Source organism: Saccharopolyspora spinosa NRRL 18395 (assembly GCF_000194155.1).
In the GTDB taxonomy this organism is placed as follows: domain Bacteria; phylum Actinomycetota; class Actinomycetes; order Mycobacteriales; family Pseudonocardiaceae; genus Saccharopolyspora; species Saccharopolyspora spinosa.
Window position 1 is genome coordinate 1,224,001 of sequence record NZ_GL877879.1, and the last position, 18,237, is coordinate 1,242,237.

19 protein-coding genes are annotated in these 18,237 nt (G+C 68.5%); 14 read left to right on the forward strand and 5 right to left on the reverse strand.

The window, feature by feature from the left end; genetic code table 11:
- Positions 1 to 48: 48 nt before the first annotated feature.
- The 7 genes from SSPN_RS0124720 to SSPN_RS0124750 all read left to right on the forward strand — a co-directional run bounded on the left by SSPN_RS0124720 (position 49) and on the right by SSPN_RS0124750 (position 5,140).
- The gene (locus SSPN_RS0124720; protein WP_010310285.1) at positions 49 to 282 is read left to right on the forward strand and encodes a hypothetical protein; all 234 of its coding nucleotides are present in this window, start codon (positions 49 to 51) and stop codon (positions 280 to 282) included.
- A gap of 18 nt (positions 283 to 300) precedes the next feature.
- Positions 301 to 720, forward strand: coding sequence for a TadE/TadG family type IV pilus assembly protein (locus SSPN_RS45635; RefSeq protein WP_010310286.1), 420 nt, complete (start codon positions 301 to 303; stop codon positions 718 to 720).
- Positions 717 to 1,151 (forward strand): TadE/TadG family type IV pilus assembly protein, encoded by a 435-nt coding sequence (locus SSPN_RS0124730; RefSeq protein ID WP_010310287.1) that lies wholly within the window; start codon positions 717 to 719, stop codon positions 1,149 to 1,151. The genes SSPN_RS45635 and SSPN_RS0124730 overlap by 4 nt, the downstream gene beginning before the upstream one ends.
- Positions 1,152 to 1,186: 35 nt before the next feature.
- Positions 1,187 to 1,567, forward strand: coding sequence for a hypothetical protein (locus tag SSPN_RS0124735; protein ID WP_010310288.1), 381 nt, complete (start codon positions 1,187 to 1,189; stop codon positions 1,565 to 1,567).
- Positions 1,564 to 3,576 (forward strand): LysM peptidoglycan-binding domain-containing protein, encoded by a 2,013-nt coding sequence (locus SSPN_RS0124740; RefSeq protein ID WP_010310289.1) that lies wholly within the window; start codon positions 1,564 to 1,566, stop codon positions 3,574 to 3,576. The genes SSPN_RS0124735 and SSPN_RS0124740 overlap by 4 nt, the downstream gene beginning before the upstream one ends.
- 61 nt (positions 3,577 to 3,637) lie before the next feature.
- A complete protein-coding gene (locus SSPN_RS0124745; protein WP_010310290.1) occupies positions 3,638 to 4,528 on the forward strand; it encodes an AfsR/SARP family transcriptional regulator in 891 nt (296 codons plus the stop codon).
- Positions 4,529 to 4,750: 222 nt separating this feature from the next.
- Positions 4,751 to 5,140 carry a hypothetical protein gene (locus tag SSPN_RS0124750; protein ID WP_029535691.1) on the forward strand — a complete coding sequence of 130 codons (390 nt, stop codon included), beginning with the start codon at positions 4,751 to 4,753 and terminating at the stop codon, positions 5,138 to 5,140.
- 146 nt (positions 5,141 to 5,286) lie between these two features.
- On the opposite strand, the gene SSPN_RS0124755 is transcribed toward SSPN_RS0124750, so the two are convergent.
- Entirely contained in the window at positions 5,287 to 5,712 is a 426-nt protein-coding gene (locus SSPN_RS0124755) for a histone-like nucleoid-structuring protein Lsr2 (RefSeq protein ID WP_237710716.1), read from the reverse strand.
- Between the two features lie 266 nt (positions 5,713 to 5,978).
- Here SSPN_RS0124755 and SSPN_RS0124760 point away from each other — a divergent pair, with 266 nt between their 5' ends.
- From SSPN_RS0124760 to SSPN_RS0124790, 7 genes are all read left to right on the forward strand, one after another.
- Positions 5,979 to 6,320, forward strand: a complete 342-nt coding sequence (locus SSPN_RS0124760; RefSeq protein ID WP_010310307.1) for a histone-like nucleoid-structuring protein Lsr2 — start codon at positions 5,979 to 5,981, stop codon at positions 6,318 to 6,320.
- A 710-nt stretch (positions 6,321 to 7,030) separates the two neighbouring features.
- Complete coding sequence (locus tag SSPN_RS0124765; RefSeq protein WP_029535692.1) at positions 7,031 to 8,257, forward strand: AAA family ATPase; 1,227 nt, start codon at positions 7,031 to 7,033, stop codon at positions 8,255 to 8,257.
- A gap of 42 nt (positions 8,258 to 8,299) precedes the next feature.
- Positions 8,300 to 10,057: a VWA domain-containing protein gene (locus SSPN_RS0124770; RefSeq protein ID WP_010310312.1), complete on the forward strand. Its 1,758-nt coding sequence runs from the start codon at positions 8,300 to 8,302 to the stop codon at positions 10,055 to 10,057.
- Positions 10,058 to 10,173: 116 nt separating this feature from the next.
- Positions 10,174 to 10,494, forward strand: a complete 321-nt coding sequence (locus SSPN_RS0124775; protein WP_010310313.1) for a hypothetical protein — start codon at positions 10,174 to 10,176, stop codon at positions 10,492 to 10,494.
- Positions 10,495 to 10,530: 36 nt separating this feature from the next.
- Positions 10,531 to 11,127: a hypothetical protein gene (locus tag SSPN_RS45640; protein ID WP_010310314.1), complete on the forward strand. Its 597-nt coding sequence runs from the start codon at positions 10,531 to 10,533 to the stop codon at positions 11,125 to 11,127.
- 234 nt (positions 11,128 to 11,361) lie between these two features.
- Positions 11,362 to 11,670 carry a hypothetical protein gene (locus tag SSPN_RS45645; protein WP_143539716.1) on the forward strand — a complete coding sequence of 103 codons (309 nt, stop codon included), beginning with the start codon at positions 11,362 to 11,364 and terminating at the stop codon, positions 11,668 to 11,670.
- Between the two features lie 115 nt (positions 11,671 to 11,785).
- Entirely contained in the window at positions 11,786 to 12,202 is a 417-nt protein-coding gene (locus tag SSPN_RS0124790) for a hypothetical protein (RefSeq protein WP_010310316.1), read from the forward strand.
- A 495-nt stretch (positions 12,203 to 12,697) separates the two neighbouring features.
- Here SSPN_RS0124790 and SSPN_RS0124795 read toward each other — a convergent pair whose 3' ends face one another.
- The 4 genes from SSPN_RS0124795 to SSPN_RS0124810 all read right to left on the reverse strand — a co-directional run bounded on the left by SSPN_RS0124795 (position 12,698) and on the right by SSPN_RS0124810 (position 18,233).
- Entirely contained in the window at positions 12,698 to 13,417 is a 720-nt protein-coding gene (locus SSPN_RS0124795) for a MarR family transcriptional regulator (RefSeq protein ID WP_010310319.1), read from the reverse strand.
- Positions 13,418 to 13,665: 248 nt separating this feature from the next.
- Positions 13,666 to 14,601, reverse strand: coding sequence for a M23 family metallopeptidase (locus SSPN_RS0124800; RefSeq protein ID WP_010310321.1), 936 nt, complete (start codon positions 14,599 to 14,601; stop codon positions 13,666 to 13,668).
- A 27-nt stretch (positions 14,602 to 14,628) separates the two neighbouring features.
- Positions 14,629 to 15,657 carry a replication-relaxation family protein gene (locus SSPN_RS0124805; protein WP_010310323.1) on the reverse strand — a complete coding sequence of 343 codons (1,029 nt, stop codon included), beginning with the start codon at positions 15,655 to 15,657 and terminating at the stop codon, positions 14,629 to 14,631.
- An 86-nt stretch (positions 15,658 to 15,743) separates the two neighbouring features.
- Positions 15,744 to 18,233, reverse strand: a complete 2,490-nt coding sequence (locus SSPN_RS0124810) for a type IV secretory system conjugative DNA transfer family protein (protein WP_010310325.1) — start codon at positions 18,231 to 18,233, stop codon at positions 15,744 to 15,746.
- Positions 18,234 to 18,237: the final 4 nt, after the last annotated feature.

Here is an 18,237-nt window from a genome sequence, read left to right on the forward strand (position 1 = left end):
AAACCGAGGGTTTTCCTTGTACACCAACAGGAATGAAAGGACATCATCATGCTGACCGCACGCACGCGTCACCAGGTCACCACCACCGTCCTTCTCCTTGGAATCTGGATAGCCATCGCCGGCCAGGCCGTCCAGGACCGCTGGATGCGGGCACGCTTCGATGACCGTGGATCGGAAAGCACCGAGAAGGCGGTGCTCACCGCGATCGCTCTCGCCGCAGCACTCGGCCTCGGTGCCGCGATCACCGCCGTGGTCTCCAAGTATCAAGGCCAGATCCGCTAACCGCCCGGGGATGCGCTCATGAAGGCCACGTCTGTCCACACCAGATGCCGGAACACTCAGGACGACACCGGGTCGGCGGCGGTCGAGCTCGCCGTGCTTGCGCCGCTGGCGCTGCTGCTGCTCGTCACGGTGCTGCAGGCCGGATTGTGGTGGCACACCCGCACCCTCTGTCTCGCCGCCGCCCAGCAAGGGGTGCAGGCCGCCCGCACCGTCACCGGCACCGCCGACGACGCCCAGAACGCCGCCACCGCGTTCCTGGCCCGCGCGGCCACGGTCGTGGACGCCCCAGTGGTCACCGCCGAGATCGGTGACCGTGCGGTCACGGTGCGGGTGGCCGCCACCGCACCCCGCCTGCTGCCCATCCCCGGGCTTGATCGCATCGAGCAGGAAGCCCGCGCCGCCAAAGAGCGCTTCACCACCCCCGGGAGCACACCATGACACTGCGCCCATTCGACAACAAGGGCTCGGCCAGCGTGGAACTGGCCGTCCTGACCCCGGTTGTGCTGCTGGTGTTGGTGCTCATGGTCGCAGGGGGCCGGATCGTCACCGCCCACACCACGCTGGAACACGCCGCCACCGCCGCCGCCCGCGCCGCATCCCTGGCCCGCACCCCCACCGCCGCTCACGCCGCAGCCGTCGGCACCGGTACACGAGTGCTGGGCGAACAACACCTGTCGTGCACGGACATTCAGCACACCCTGGACGCCAGCGGCTTCGGTACCCGCCCGGGACAAGCGGGGGTCGTCACGATCAGATTGCGCTGCACGGTGACGCTGTCCGACCTCACCAGCCTGCCCGGACTGCCGGGCAGGGTCGGGCTCGATGCGGCCAGTAGCAGTCCTGTGGACCCGTACCGGACACGCTCATGACCAGCCACCGGAAGCGCCTACCCAATGAGGGTTCGGTGAGCGTGCTCATCGCCGTGCTCGCGCCGTGCCTGCTGCTGGTGTTCGCGGTCCTGGTCGACGGCGCCGACCGGCTACGCGTGCTCGCACGCGCCGACGCCATCGCCGCCGAGACTGCCCGTGCCGCGCTCACCGCCCTGGACACCCGCGGCCCGGCCATCACCCTCGACCCCGTTCACGCCGCCACAGCCGCGCGCCGCTACCTCACCGCCACCCACCACACCGGCACGCTGGTCTTGGACGGTGCACGGACCGTGCACGTCACCGTCTGGCATTCCGAGCCCGCCGCGATCGGGCTGCTCTGGACCACCCACACCGTCACCGGCTCCGCGACCGCCCAACTCGCCGTCGGCACCAACACCCCCGGCAGCACACCATGACCACCACCCCGCCCCGCGCCACGACGGCCGACCGGATTCGCGCCGGTGCCGCCGTCCTCGGCCTCGCCCTGCTCCTCATCGGACTGCCCGTCGTTCTGACCTTCGCCGGGCAGGTCATCACGATGCCGCAGCTGTCGTGGCCGGTGCTCGACGATTCCCCGTGGGCGCCGCCGCTGATCGACCAGCTCCGGCCCTGGCTGGAGGACACCTGGCAGGCCCTGCGCCTCGACCTCGGCTCCGACGGTGCGCTCCTCCTGCTCATCTTCGCGACCGGGTGGGGCAGTTGGCTGGTGATGCTGTGGTGGAGCCTCTGCGATCTCCTGCTTCTCCTGCGTTACGGCGCCGGCCGTGCGCGTGAGCGTGTCGCGGCGATGGGGCCTCGCGGGTGGATCACCACGCTGGTCGCCGCCGCGACCTTCGCCAGCACTCCCTCCACTGTGTCCGCCGCCCCGGTGACAGATCCGGTCGCGGTCACCGCACCCCAGTACCCCGGTGGTGTCCTCCCGATGCCCCACGAGAAGGGCACCACCGTCCCGCTGGGTTCGGGCGGGCCTCCCGGCCTGCCCGAACCCAGCACCCCCACCACCGTCAGCGACGACCTGCGTCCGGACTACCCCCGTTATGAGGTCGTTCGCGGCGACACCCTGTGGGGCCTCGCGGCACGCCACCTCGGCAATCCCCACCGCTGGCCTGACATCGCGGCACTCAACACCGGCCGTATCGGCGACGACTACTGCCTGCTCACCGGTTCGGTCCTCCTGCTGCCGGGCGACGCCACCCATCTCCCCGCCCCCGCGGTCATTCCCGAGGACGCGCGGTGGATCACTGTCGGACCCGGTGACACGCTCACCGCGATCGCCGGACGCGAGCTCGGCGCCCCCGACCGCTGGCAGGAGATCGCCGAGCTCAACGCCCACCAGCCACAGCCGGACGGGCGTGTTCTGCGCGACCCGGACATGCTTTTCCCCGGCTGGCGCCTCGCACTACCCCCGGCAGGCCACAGTGCCCCCGCACCCGCACCGCCCGATCACACGCCGCGCGCGACCACATCACACCCTCAGGCTCCGTCACCGGAGGATCACGGCCGGTCGGCTGCACAGCCGGCCGCTGCGCTGGAACAGGGGCCGGGGGTGGAGATCGCGTCCGGGGTGTTCCTCGGCCTGGGGCTGGCCGCGGCCGCGAGTGCCGCGCTGGTTCTCGCCCGCACACGCCACCGCCGCACCCAGCGTCCCGGGGCCGCACCGACGCCGGATTACCCCGTTGCTCCCACGGTGTATCAGCTCAAACTCGCCCACCTTCGCGCCACCCAACCCAGCCTCGACACCGAGTCCCCCTCCGCCGATCACGATCACGAACACGAGCGCGAGCGCGAGACCGGTGAGGGTGCCGCAGCACCAGGTGACGTCGTCGCGGAGCTCGGTGTCGACGACAACGCGACCGTGCGGCTGGACCTTGCGGCCGTCGGTGGGCTCGGGCTCACCGGGCCTGGCGCCGAGGACGCGATGCGGGCGCTCATCCTCGATCTCCAGCACCGCCACGGCCCGCGGATTGTGCTGCAGAAATCACTCGCCAACAACCTGTTCCCCCACTACGGCGAGCTGCCTCACCCCCTGGAGGTGACCGACGCCCTCACCACCGCTGCCAGCAGCCCCGGGGAGGACGACCAGCGTCTGGAGGTTTTCGTGGTGCGCGCACCACTGCCGGCCCAGACCGCTGCCCTGTTGAGGCGATCGCACACGAGGCCCGGCGGTGTGGTCGTGCTCGCGCTCGGACCGTCGGTCTCGGGAACCACGCTGACCATCAACTCCGGCGGGATCGTGACCTCAGCGATTTCCCGAGGCCACCGCGAGAGATCTGGTGGGCGTCCGGATGTTCACCGCGACTCCGCCCGCCGCCGACGACCTCCTCACCCTCGCCCACCACGTCGCACCCCAGCGGCCACGAAACAATCCAGCCGAGGCGAAAACGCCTTCGCCAGCGCCCCCACCAGCCTCACTGCCAGAGGTTGAAGGAACCTGCCGGTCCACGGACAGCGGCGCCGCTGCCGGTACGGAGGACTCGGTCTCCACCGTGGAATCCTTCGGGATCACCGAGGCGCCGGACACCGGCGCTGGGGTGCTGTCGTTGCGGGTTGTGGGTTGCTTTGCTCTGTCGTGCAGCGATGAATCCGGTACCTGGTGGGAGATCACCGGGGAGCTCTCGCCACGCCAGCAAGAACTCCTCACCTACCTCGCGGTGCATCCCGAGGGCGTCGCCCGCGACACGCTGATCGCCGACCTGTGGCACACCAGTCCCTCAGCACGGCCCACCAACGCGCTCAACACCGCCCTCTCCCGGCTGCGCGCCACTCTCACCCGCGCTACCCACGGCCTGGCCGGCGAGATCGTCGACACCCACAACCGGCATCTGCGGCTCAACCCTGATCTCGTCGACGTCGACTACCACCACTTCGCCCACGCCGATTCCGATAGCCGCCGTACACAGAACACGACGCAACGCCTCACCGTGCTACGCGAGATCGTGGATGCCTACCGTGGCGAGCTGGGTGCGGGCATCGACTCCGAATGGATCCACCCCGTGCGGCACGCCGCGCAACGCACCGCCATCAATGCCATCAGCGAACTGGCCCGCCATCACGTCGCCGACGATCCCCGGCACACCCTGGAACTGCTGGAAACCGCCACCGGTTTCGACCCCTACAACGAACATCTCTACCGCGACATCATGCGACTGCAAGACCGTCTCGGCATCCACGACGGCATCCCCCGCACCCTCGCGCTCCTCGAAGTGCGGCTGCGGGACATCGACTGCGAACCCGCACCAGAAACCCAGACCCTGGCTACCGCGCTACAACACCGCCACGCCCAGCACGTCATCCGGTCGGTTCCCCAACCACCACACGCCGACACCGGAATACGCCACACCGGTGCAGCTCACCCCGCCACGCCACACCCCGGTTGACAGCGCCCCTGACCGGAGCGTCCATATACCACTGGCCCCTACGAATCGAATGTCACCAAGGAGGTAACAGAAATGTCCTCAGTAGACCGTTCGCGGCTTCACACACCACCGGCACAGCAACTGCGTGCCCCTGGCCCACGGCTGAACCAGGCTCCGGCACCGCCGTATCCCTCACCTGCCGCGCGTACCCGGCTCACCTGCACCCTGGGTCCCCCGCCGCCCATGCGCATGCCCCGCGACACCGGCGGCATCGTCATCACCTCCACCGACCGGGACCCCCACCAGGCCCTCACCGGCTTCACCGGGGCCTGGAAGCCGAACCTCAGCCCCGCCTCCCTCCCCGCGGGAACCGTTGTCCTGCAGCTCCTTCCACCCGCCGACGGCGACGATCCCGATCTGGTCGACGTCTGGCTGTGGCTCACCCGTCACGGACGCTGGCTGATGCTGGGCTGTTGGAAGAACGCAGGCCCGGGCTGGACCTACCGCGCCGCGCCGCTGATCCACGCCGCCCTGCCCGCACCACAGGCCAGCGCAGCACCCCAGGCCGGCGCAGCACCGCAGAACACCGCAAGCTCACCACGACTGCGCGCCCTGCCGTCCCGCCACACATAAAAGCCGTCGCCATGATGAACCCGGCCAGCGGTGCCGACGGTCAGGCCGCCCCACCTGTGGCGAGGGGCGCTCTGACCGTCGGCACAACAAGTCCACCCGGCTCCGGCAGCGCCCTGCGCAGCCGGCAGGGCAGCCTGCCGGAGCTGCTAGATCGAGGAAAACTGCGGGGGCGCCAACTCAGGGGCATGCTGGGGATTCCGTGGCTCTTTCCTGGTGTGCGGTTCCACCACCGTGATCTCCGTGATCTCCGCCGGGGGATTGGGATCGGTGTGGTCTGTCTGCTCCGAGGCAGGCTGGTGGCTGAGGTGCTCGCGGGTGCGCTGGGCTGCCTGTCGAATCTGTGCTGTGAGGCCCTTGTTGGTCTCGCGGGCCTGGCGTTGCTCACGCTCGGCGCGCCGGTTCCCGCGGTGAGCCGGTTCCCGACGCGCGTGGGTGATGTAGCGCTGAAGCAGGTCCCGAAGGTGCTGCGCGTGGTGGGCGTTGAGGTCGATCTCATAGACCACCCCCTCCACAGAGAACGTCATGGTCTGCTCGGCGGGTGAGCCGTCGATGTCATCGACGAACTCGACCACGGTCTTTTCAGCCACAGCACCATCCCAATATCAAGTCCAGAGATCCATGACAGGGGCCCTGAAGTCAGCACGTACTCCTTGCTGCGAAATCATAGAACATCGCCGCCCGCGACAGCCAGCACATGTGACATCCTTGAGAATGCCGCGACTGTAATCCACCCGGACGCGGCGGCGCTCCGTGGGTTTTATCTCCGGCGGCTGCCCTACAATCCGTTTCCACACCGACGTCCGGCATTTCACGATACCGGGCAAACGAAAGGAACTACATGGCTCAGAAAGTCACCGTTGCGCTCGTCGACGACATCGATGGCACGCCCGCTGAGGCCAGCGTCGAGTTCAGCCTGGATGGAGTCAACTACACGATCGACCTGTCCCAGGACAACGCCACTGAACTCCGGGACGCCCTCACACCGTTTGTGTCTCATGCCCGCCGGACCGGGGGGCGAAAGCGCGCGACTATCAAGCCCGCCAAAGCCGCCGCGCCGCAGACGACGGACAAAGAACGCAACCTGGCCATTCGCACGTGGGCTCGCGAACAAGGTTTTCAGGTGTCCGACCGAGGCCGTATCCCCGCGGAGATCGTCGAGGCCTACGACAACGCTCGATAGTCGAAGGCGGGGCCGCCGGCCGGCAGGCCCCGCGGCCCCGCCGTCGACCGCGTGGTGCGAGGCGGGGCCGCGGGGCCTGTGCTGGGGATACGGGGGTGCATAGGGAGGATCACCAGGGGGATCCGCAGGAGGCGGCGCTTAGACGACCACCCCCTCGGGCGGCGGTCCCCCGCTGCGTAGCGTGCCTCACGGGGGATCCGCGGGTATCCCCGACTGGCCTGGCCACAGGCCGGGAGAAACATCGAGGCGGGCGGGGCCAGGCATCACGTCAGGACACTCCCACCACGCCTCTCACCACCTGTATCCCGATAAATAACCTCCCTCCACTATTATTGTTTTTCATTTTATTTTTCAGAAACTGTTCAAGTCGTCGCTTTCAGTGACCTATTCGCCCAGCACTTGGGATTTGAATAGGAAATGTGGGCGATTTCAGAATAACGGCAGGCCGGATCCTATGGGGTGATTCGAGAAGAGTCGTGAAAATGGGGCGTTATTTGTTGAATCGTGCGCGGCACAGAGCTATCTTTGAACCATCACCGGGGGAACCGGGAAATCACCGAAATGCCGCCCCTGGCGGAGCTATGTTCACCGAGGGAGCTACCGTGCCGATGGCCGCGATCCACCCTACCGCCGAAACCCGCGAATCCAGCGATGCCGCCGAAAACGAGACGCCGGTTGTGTGGCCCACCACCTGGGAAGGGGAATTGCACATGACACCGCCCGCCGGTTCGCCAGGAACGCCCGCGCCCGCACCGGTGCCCTCGGGCACTACGGGGGGTGCGCGGTTGCGCAGTGGCGAACTGCGGCGGATTGTCGCCGAATGGCTCTCCGATCACGCGGGAACGGAATTCACGCCACGCGACATAGCTAAAAAGTTGGGTCGCTCGTCGGGCGCGGTCGGCAACGCGTTGCAGGTGCTCACCGATCGCGGGGAGGCCGAGAGGACCTCCCTCACGCCGTTGCGCTACCGGGCGACGGCCGCGACCGCCGGTGCCGCCGCCCCCAGCACACCAGCGGCGAGCCCCGCGAAAGCCTCGCGCCGACCCCGGAAAGCCGCACCCACACCAGCCGCGCCCACGCCAGCCGTACCGGAACCAGAGGCGCCACACCCGGCTCCGGTGCCCCCGGAAGAGGCGCCCGTGTCGGGTCCGGTGACCCGCCCGAACGGGCAGACCTACCACCCCCGCCAATTGTCGGGGGTGCCGGATGTCACCGCGTTGCGCAAGCTACGCGCCGCAGGTGTGTCCTCCCTGCTGTACGGGCCCCCCGGAACGGGAAAGACCTCGGTCGTCGAGGCCGCCTTCCCGGACCTGATCACAGTGCAGGGCGACGGGGACACCACGGTCGCGGACTTCGTCGGGGAATACACCCAAACCCCGGATAGCCGTTACGTTTTCGTCCACGGCCCCCTGGTCACCGCGATGCGGGACGGCCGGTGCCTGTTCATCGACGACGCCACCCTGATCCCGCCTACCGTGCTGGCCGTGGTGTATCCCGCGATGGACGGACGCCGCCAGATCACCGTGAAAGCCAACGGCGGCGAAGTGGTCACCGCCGAGCCCGGCTTCTACGTCGTCGCCGGACACAACCCCGGCGTGCACGGCGCGGTCCTCACCGACGCCCTCTCGTCACGGTTCTCCGCGCAGATCCAGGTCTCCACGGACTTCGATTTGGCCAAGCAACTGAACATCGACCGCCGCGCGGTGCGCGTGGCGCGCAATCTCGCGACGCGCCAACGCAAAGGCGAGGTCCGCTGGGCCCCGCAGCTTCGCGAACTGATCGCGTTCGAACGGATCTCCGCCGTACTGGGTGCGGACGCTGCCGCCGCCAATCTCGTGGGTATCGCGCCGGAAGAGGACCGCGACACCGTAGCGGTGGCCGTGCGCGACGCGTTCGGCACCGTGATCGAACCGCTCGCACTCGGGCCACGGGTCTAACCCCCACGCCCCGCCACTTCGAAAGTCCTGGAGACGATCCCCATGAGCACGCACCTGGTCACCGATACCGCTGTCGACAAGACCCGCCTCGATTCCTCCCGCGACGCCGTGTGGTTGCGCCTGTCCGCCACCCTCACCGACGAGGTTCCGGTCATCGCCGACCGGGAAGACCTCCTCGTCACCATCGCCCCCGGGGCCGGGCACGGGGCGCCCGCCTGCTACTTCCCGCACCACGCCACGATCGAGATCGACGGCACCCACCTGGGCACAGTGGACCCCGCCACCATGACCCCCGACCGCCTCGGCGACCGGGCCCGCTACGCCACAGCGTGGGGCCTGCTCACCCACGAATGCGCCCACGCCCGCCATTCCGTCTGGGAACCACCCCACGACGCCCCACCCGGCGCGGTCGACGCCGCGATGCTGCTGGAAGAATCCCGCATCGAGGCCAACCAGATCCGCCGCCGCCCCGACGACCGGCACTGGCTACGCGCCTGCGCTACCCACCTCATCCTCGCCGACACCCACGCCAACGATCCCACCCGCGCCCCCAGCATGACGCCGCACGCGGCCGCCCACGCCGCCGCCCTGCTCCTGGCCCGCACGGACGCCGGAATCCTCACCCCCGACGAAACAAAGATCGTCGGCAACGTCGTCGACTCACTCCTCGGCACGTCAACCCTGGACGAGCTCCGCGACGTGTGGCTGGCCGCGCACCACGTCGACGACGGCGACGCCGACACCATGATCGACCTCGGCCGCCGCTGGTGCGAAGCCCTCGGCACCGACCCAGATCGTCCCTCCCCCACAGCCGGGGCAGGCGGAAAGGAAGCCACCCCGGGTGAAACGGGGCCCCCATCACCCTTGGCCAGCGCTATCGCCGTGGCCGCAGCGCGAACCGCCGTAGCCGTCGCCACCGAAGACGCTCCCGCCGACCCCGCGACGGCCGAAGCGGACGCGGCGAACGCCGAACGCCAGGCACAACAAGACGCCGCGAAAGCCGCGCGGAAGGTCTTCTCCGCGATCGGCGGGCCGCGTACCGGGAAGACCACCATCACCGGGACACGGCCCCCCACCGGGCAGGAACGTGCTGCCGCGCGCCGCCTCGGTCGCGCACTGAGCACAGCCGGAATCCGCGACCGTGTAGCGACAAAGACAACCTCGCCCACACCACCCGGGCGGCTGCGGATGCGCGGCGCACTGGCCGCCGACGCGCAACGCGCCGCCGGTGCGCTGCCCACCGCCGAACCGTTCACCCGCACCACCCGGCGCATCGCGCCCAGCCCACCCCTGCGGCTCGGGATCGCCTGCGACGTGTCCGGATCCATGTCAGCCTTCGCCGGACCTGTCGCCTCCGCCGCCTGGATCCTCAACCACGCCGCCCACCACGCCGAGATCCCGGCCGCCGCCGCGACCGTGATCTTCGGGAACCGGGTGCGCGCCATCACCCGCCCCGACTCCGCCCCCGCACACGTCACCGAGTTCGACGCCGACGACAACTACGAGGACATCCCACGCGCCATCGACGCACTCGACGGAGCCCTGGACCTCTACCGCCCCGCCGCCGCGCGGCTGCTGGTGATCGTCTCCGACGGCCGGTACCGGCACGACCCACGCCGGGAAGGGCAGCGCCGCGTCGATCGGTTGCGCGCCAACGGATGCGCCGTGCTGTGGCTCGCACCCGACAGCCCCCGCGTGGAGCCACTGCACGGCGTCACCGTTCACCCGCTCGCCGATCCCACAGCCACCGCGCACGCCATCGGCCACGCCGCCACCGCAGCACTGCGCGCCGCCCGATAGCCGCCCCGCCAGGTGGCCGGACACCCGGCCACCTGGCACCCGGCCGCCACCCCGAGCGAACGCGAATTCCACGGCACCAACTGACCACAGTGGAAACCCCAGAACAGGAGACAGCGTTGCCCGAGAACCGTTTCACCAGCACCGACAAGGTCCTGACCGAGGTCGCGGGTATTACCTGCGCAGAACTCGACGACACCCACCCCGTCGACATCGTGCTGAAGGTGATCGCAGAGAACGTCGCCCACCATCAGGACGCGGCCAAGCGCTTCGCCGACGGCAACCGTCACGTCTTCAGCCTCGCATCGTGTTCGGACTCGGGAAACTACGACGCGGCCGTCGCGAGCATGCAAGCCCTGCGAGAACCGCTCTCGGCCGCTGTCGACGCCTACCGGCAGGCGCACCGCACCGGGCCCCAGGAAACCAACACCGCCACCTGACCGAACACACCACGACGCCACAACGGAGAACCAGCCGTGTCCCACACCATCATTGTTGAAACCTGCCGTAGTACATGGGACTTCTACGAATACCAACGAATCGCACGCATCGCAGACCGCACCGTCCGCCTACGAATCCATCGCCATCTCGACACCTCCCAGAGCTACGCCATCGCCGAAATGCTCACCGACAACGTGACCTGGACCCACCTCACCGACGACGCCCAGGAAAACTGGCTGACCGACACCAGACACCCCCGGACAAGCCGTATCTCCCCCACAAACGAACTCGGCGACGCAGCCGACCGGCTTGTCCACCGTGCCGAGGCGATCCTCTCCCACCCTCCCGGAGTGAACCTCTCCATTACCGAGCTGGTTGCCACGCTGCACGCACTGTTCGCCACCACCTACGGCTACACCGGCGAGACCACGATCGAGCCCGACGACATTGCTTGGGCACAGTCACACGGACATCCCTTTCTGATCATCCCGCAGACGAACGGCTCGATCACGCTCACCACAGCACACGAGAAGCAGTGCGCCTTCATCACCAGCTTCGGCCGGGACGAATGCAGCGACTGCCCCACACCCCTACTCAACAACGGGGACACCGGTGGCAGTCATGTCCCATGAAAACGTCCGACGACACCAGCCGGGGAGCCACGAAATGCCCGACACAGCCACATCCCCCGCACACGGCCGTTGCGGGCTTACTCTGCGCGCAGTCAACGTCGCACGGTCTCAGCGCAAAGCCGATCCAGACGGCCGCAACCACCGCCACGATAGCCCACCACAGTGGACCCGGCGGAAACGACGCGACCGCGTGACCGCACGATCGCGCCCGCACTGCACGTCCCGGTGACGTGTGTGACCGTCACCGACGATGCCCACCGCACCTACCGCGCCCGAAGCGGCCCCGTCCCCGGTGACCTGATCACCATCACCGACACACCGCGCACATGGCGGTTCGTCCCCGACCTCACCACTACCGGCGACGGATGGCTCCTCATCGACGCCTGCCCCCGCTGCGGCGCGGACGTGCCGACGGCCCGCATAGCCACCCTCGCCGACCTCGACGACCACCTCGACCCCGACCACAACAAGGAACCAGTCCACGAGTTCTACACCGACCCCGCCCACCTATCAGGCTGCCAAAACACCCCACTACAGCACTAAACCACGATCCCGGAGACAGTCGGCGTCAGCCATACCCGGACATGGCTACACCCCACCGACCGACACCGGCACACCACGTTGTCCACGTATCACCCCATCGCCAAGGAGACAGACGATGTTCATCGAGCAAAGCTGGAAACCCGGAGTGTGGATCGACGGACAGCCGTCCCACGCCACAGCCACCACCGACGCCTTCGGCGCGTTCGCCCACGATGTCCACGCCGATCTACTCACCGCCCGCGACGCCGGAGCCATCCCCGCGCACGTCGAAACTACGACCAGCGCCTCCACCATCGCTCCGCTGTGGGGCGACACCCCGCCCGTCCTGCTGCTGCACATCCGCCTCACAGGACTCACCGGCCCGGATCACGCTTCTGCCCTCGACCACGTCGTCTCCGACGCATTCACCATCCTCGACCGTCGCGGCACCCAACACCTGACCCCTGACCAATACGACCAGTACACCGGTGCCCTGTTCTTCGTCGACGAACACGGCCAGCCACAAACCAACCGGACCCATCGATTCCGTTGACTGATCACAGCATGGAAGTAAGTGACAGCGCTGCATCGAGGGTGTTTTGCGTGATGAATTCGCACCAGACCTGGTGCCACTCCCGTCGGTGCACCGCTGCCCCATTGAGAGCACTGGCTGTGGGCGGAAGGCTGTGCCCTCCACCCACAGCCCCCGAGCCCACCGGCTCTTTCCTCCTGCGGTGAGTTCACGGTTGCGCAAGGAATCTGATAGTCATGGCCAATCAGCCGTAGGCCATCTTCTACCGGGGACACCCACGGAATCCGCTGTGCCGAGTCAACGGCGATCCAGCCCATCGTGGCGTCACCGGGACGCCGCCGACACGGGGTCGACTTGCCCTACCGGCGGGCAAGGCAACGCTCATGCCAGTCCACGGTGTCCCATCATTCAACGTCGCAAATTCGGCCGTGGCGCCAAGCTCGACGACCAGCGCACTGCAGGGCCAGGCTCCCCTCCGGGGACCTGGCCCTGCTACGTGATTTCGTCGTCGGTGGTTTAGCTGGCGGGCGCGTCGGTTTGTTTGGCGGCGAAGCGCTTGGGCTTGTCCTGCGTTTGCACTGCGTAGCCGTCGGCGACGAGTTTTTCCAGTGCGTTGTTGACGGCTCCGGAGGAGCGGTTGAGTGCTGTGCCGATGGTGTTGGGGCTGAATTCTTCGCCGGGGTGTTCGGTGAGGTAGTCCTCGACCATGCCGCGCAATTCACCCTTACTCAGGCGGGGCCCCTTGATGATCGGGCCGGAAGCGTCGACGCCGCTGGCCTCTCGTGCGTCTTCTGCGGATACCTGTTCCTCAGCCCCAGATTCGTCGTTCTGGTTGGGGCTTTGCGGCTGGCTGGGCTCGTCCACGGTGGCCGGTTCTGCCGTGGTGTCGTCGCGTGCGGGGGAAGCTGTTCCTGGCGGGGGCGTGATCTGGTCGGTGTGGGTCATTGTCCAGCAGTCGGCGCTGCGGCGTCCGCCGTCGACGATGCCGGAGATGCGGGTGACGCTGCCGTCTTTGGCCCACGTTGCCAGGATTTTTCCGGCTGTGGATCGGCCGACTCCGGCAGCTTCGGCGATGTCGGTAGTGGTGGTGCCCGGGTTGGCGTGGAGTGCGGCCCACACCTTGTCCTGGGATTCGGTGCGTGCGGGCGTCGGGTTGCTATCGGTGCCGGCTGTGGGAACGGCTTTTAGGGGGCGCTGCTTGGCTGTGGTGCGGGCGTTGTTGTTCTTTCTGGGCATGACGGTTCGCTCCTGTTTCGGATAGGTGGTGGGTCATGCCCCCGGGGGCGGTTGCAGCCCCCGGTGCGCTGCCGGTCGAGCGGGCTACACAGACATGGACGCTTCGTTGACCCGGTTCTGTCAAGTGGATTCCGGACAAGATGACTGTCTTGTGTGGACATTCCTCCGATCGGGCACGCCGGTGCCCATTCCGCAGCCGCAGCGAATCGAATCGCCAACGGCCCCGGGCGCGGTGATGTGCAGGGGTGTCACTGGTCGCACAGAGTCGGCCCGCCGTGCCGCCGGAAGAATGCGACCGGATCGGTTGGCTGCCCGTGTTGTTCGATCTGGAAGTGCAGGTGTGGTCCGGTTGATTCGCCTCGGTTTCCGACTTCGGCGATGAGTTGCCCGGTGCGGACTTGCTGGCCTGGTTGGGTGTGGTTGCGGTTGTTGTGGCCGTAGGTGGTGATGGTGCCGTCGCGGTGCTGGATACGGATCCAGAGGCCGTAGCCGGAGGCGGGTCCGGAGTCGAGGACGGTGCCGCTGCCGGCGGCGAGGATCGGGGTGCCCAGTGGTGCGGCGATATCCAGTCCGCGGTGGAAGCCGGTGCCGCGAGGCCCGAAGCGTGAGGTGCATTGCCCCTGCACGGGCACAGCCCACTCCCCCGCTGCTGGTGTCCTGGTGCAGGTATGTCCGTGGAGGGCGGTGAGGAGTTGTCGTGCTGCGGGTTCGTGGCGGGCATAGGCGTGCGGGAAGCCGGAGCGCTGGACTGTTTGTGCGGCGTCGTTGATGCTCATAGCCGGCCAGTCGGGCACGGCGAGCAGGTGCCGGTAGAACTGGGTGGCGCTGTAGGTGGGGTTCAGGAGCTGTTCTCGCTTACCCCAGCCTTGGGATGGGCGTTGCTGGAACAGTCCCAGGCTGTCGCGGTCGCCATAGTCGAGGTTGCGCAGCCGGGACTCCTGGATGGCGGTGACCAGCGCGATGATCCATCCACGTTCCGGGACGTTGAGCTGTTTGCCGATCGTGATGATGGTTGTGGCGTTGGCGAGTTGCTCAGGCGTGTAGCCAGGTACGGCGGGCGTCTCGTCCCCGGCGAATGTGCAGCGTGTCTGATGGGCACCGCCGAGGACTGTGGTGACGACGCCGGCAGCGCCAGCGGCCATGAACACGATGAGGACGACCAACCCGCCCACGACGGCGAGCACGGTCTTGACGAGGGCGGACAGGGCTGATCACCTCGAAACCCTGCGAGGCTGGCGAGGAGGAGGCATTGGCATCGGCGGCGGGAGCACGCCCTTCGGAGTCACACTGGCCGCGGGGTCGTTCACGGTGCTGGGGGCCGGGAGGTTCCACACATCAGCGAGGTCGTGCAACGGGTACCTGGCGTCGCCTCCGGTGGCGGCGAGGGGTGCCCAGATGGGTTCGGCGGGGCTGGGGTGGCTGGTGGCGGGGTTGAGGTGGTCGGCCGCGGCGGTGGCGACAGGGATCAAGTGGGGTTGGTCGAGGTCGCGCCAGATGCGGTGGAGTTGGCGGCGAACGGTGGCTTCGCGGCGGCCGGTGGGCAGCCACACCAGCACGGGGGTGGTGATGGCGGTGGCAATGGCGAGGTGGGCGTAGCCGTGGAGTTTGCGGGCGACACGGGCCACGGTCTCGGTGCCGAGGTCGAATTCGAGGAAGAACTCGGTCTCCCCGCTGGCGGTACGCCAACGGCCGTAGGCATCAGGGCGAACGAGGTCACCGAAGTGACGGGCGCAGCGAGTTTCCGACCACCACACGCGCAGCGCTTCCGCTGGGTACTGGTGAGCTCGGGCGACGAGGGCGGTGAACCATTCGTTGATGCCGACGGTGTGGGCCAGGCGCTGGTGGTGGGAGATGCTCATGGTCCGGTCGCGGCGGTAGCCGAGGTCTTTGACGTCCAGTCCGTATTCGCCGGCGAGGACGGCGGCGCCGGCGGGGCCGAGGACGTAGTGCATGGGTGCGGTGCCGAGCACGATGGCGGGCTGGAAGCGGTCGAGGACCGACCATTGGAACAGCTCGCGCAGGCGCTGGCGTCCGGAGCGGAAGGACGGGAACGCGCAGGCGGTGATCTGGGTGGCGGTGAGCACGCGGTGTTCGTGCAGCATCCGGATGATCCATTTGTCGCGGGGTGTCAGCCGCCAGGCCAAGATGGCTTGGTGTTCAACGGAGTTGGCGACGCGCGGGGTCGGGCGTGCGGGTTTGAGTCCGTGCAGCGCGCGCTGCCGGGTGGGGTTGGTGATCACGGGACAGGCACCTCCAGACCAGAGAGTCGTAGGCAGGCTGAATCGCCACGACGAGCGCAGCGTCGTGTCGAAGGCTCGTGTGGTGGTCAGGTGTTGCGGCGGGGATCCGCGCTGCGCGCTTGGCGCTCGTCTTCGGTGGTGGGTTGTGGTGTCGGTTGGTGGTGGGTGTTCTGGGCGATGCGGCGGATTTCGCGGGCACGTCCCGGAATCGGTGGTGGGAGTGGTTGGGTGAGGAGGGTGAAGGGTTCGGCTTCGGCGCCGTGCAGGACCAGTCGCGCTGCGGCGTGGTACACGTCCAGGTGCGCGAGGTCGTGGTCGGACAGCCGCGGTGTGGTGTGGCGGGCGAGTTCGCGGGCGTCTTCGGGGCTGGCGTTGAAGAAGATCTTGCTGCGGGCGTTGGTGGAGATCCCTTCCTTCAGCTCCCGTGGGAGCTGGCCGAGGTGCTGGTGTGCCAGGGTCATGGCGAGCCGGAATCCGCGGGCTTCGGCGAGCATGTCCTCCATCGGGTAGGGCAGGTTGAGGAAGTTGTGGCACTCGTCGATGACCATGCCCGCGTCCCGGCGCTGGGCTTGCGGGATGGCGGCGCGGGCGGTGGTGGTCTGCCAGACGCGTGCCACCACCAGTGACCCGATCAGCCGGGTGGTTTCCTCGCCGAGCGTGCCTTTCGGGATCCGCAGCAAACAGATCCCGCCGTCGAGGACTTGTGTCATGTCGATGGTGGAGGGTCCGGCGGCGATGGCGTCGCGCACGAACGGCCGCAGCAGGAACGCGCGGAGTTTGTTCATCAGCGGCGAGATGACCTGGCTGCGGGAGGCGTCGGTGAGGTCCTCGTACCAGGACCAGAATCCTTTGAGGACCGGGTCGGTGACGGCGGCGGTGACGCGGGCGCGGAAGGCGGGCTCGGCTAGGAGGGTGGGTAGGTCGGCGAGGGTGGCGGTGCCGTCCTGGGCGCGCAGGGTGAGGCACGCGGCGCGCATGACGTCGTCGGTGCGCGGGCCCCAGAACGCGGAGTAGACGCGGCGGAACACCGACACCAGGTTGTCGACGGTGAGGTCGGTTTCCCCGCCATCCAGGGGGTTCAGGCAGGGTGGGCGGGTGCGGGCGTCGGCGTCGAAAAGCACCACCCGGTCGGCAGCCGATCGCGGTAGGCGGGAGAGGACGTCGGTGACCAGATCGCCTTTAGGGTCGATCACCACAGTGCCGCGGCCGGCCTCGGCGTCGGCGAGGATCATGGAGGCCAGCAGGGTGGATTTCCCGGATCCGGTGGCGCCCAGAACATGCAGGTGGTGCCGGGCATCCGGCACGCGCAATGCCACCGGGCGGGGATGGCCGGTGTCGGTGACGCCCAGTGGCTTGGCCTGCGGGCCGGGGGCGGCCACGCCCGGTGGGGGCGCGATGGCTTTGGCTCCGGCCCGCTGAATGCCGGGAATGGCGTCGTCTGTGGGCAGGTGTGCCAGTACCGCGAGCTCCGGAACCGACAGCAGATCACCCCGCCGCAGGGATCGCTGGGTGAAGGCGGTGTCGGGGTGGCGGAGTCGGTGGCGGGTGTAGTGGTTGTGGCCGGTGTAGGAGGCGAACGAGGCGGCCACGGCGTGCGCCCGGCCCCGCGCTGCCGCTTTCGCCGTGTCGACCTCCGTGGTCGTCGCGGTGTGGGGAAGCAGGGTGGCGGCGGCGTAGCGGATGACGGTCTCGTAGTGGCTGCCGCGTTGTTTGGTCACGATCGCGCGGTTGGCCGCGGAGTGTTCCAGCGACATCTGCGGATCATGACGGGCCACATCCCGGCTGTGGTCGCGATGGCGGGTAGCGCCGCCGGGGGTGATGAGGTCCAGGACCCGGCCGGCGACGTGGCTGCTGGTGTGGGTGTGCCGGGCGGCGCGGCGGGCTTGGGCGAGGCGGCGCCCGGTGACGGGGCGGGCGAGGATGTGCACGCAGGCGTGCTCCTCGCGGTCCAGGCCGACCGGTGCCCCGATCAACGCGCGGATCGGGTCGGCGTCGAAGTCGGTCCGGATCGGCAGCGCGTCCGGGCGCGCGAGCCGGAGTTCTCCGCCGACGAGGACTCGCCGCTGTCCCGCTCCGGGCGCGGGCAGGGGTGGTTCGGCGGGGCTGGTGCGGGTGTGTGCGCCGGGCCAGGCCGCTTCCACCGCCCGCTCGACCAAGCCAGGGGGAATGACGCCGGGCACCCACAGCCGGATCGCGACACCAGCCTGAGAGAACACGTACTCACACGCCAGGTGGGGTTGGCCGGTGAGAAGCCGTTTCCATCGTGGACGCAGCAGGCCAACGAGGTGCGACCACAACGCCGCTCCACCCGCGGGGTCCACTGTGGGTGGTGCGAGGATCGTCACCATGCGGGCGTTCTCGATCAGGCGCCGACGGCAGCGACCGCGCCACCACCAACGCCCGCCCACCACGCCGACGAGCCCGACGAGAAGACCAGGCACGGCGACAGGAACGGCGGCGCTCGCCACGTCACCGAGGTGCCCGAGGGCGAGCTGCAGGGCACCCCACGGGTCCCGTAAGTAGTCTTCGATCCATCCACCGGCCAGGCTGATCACTGCAGGCGGCAAGGCGGGCATACCG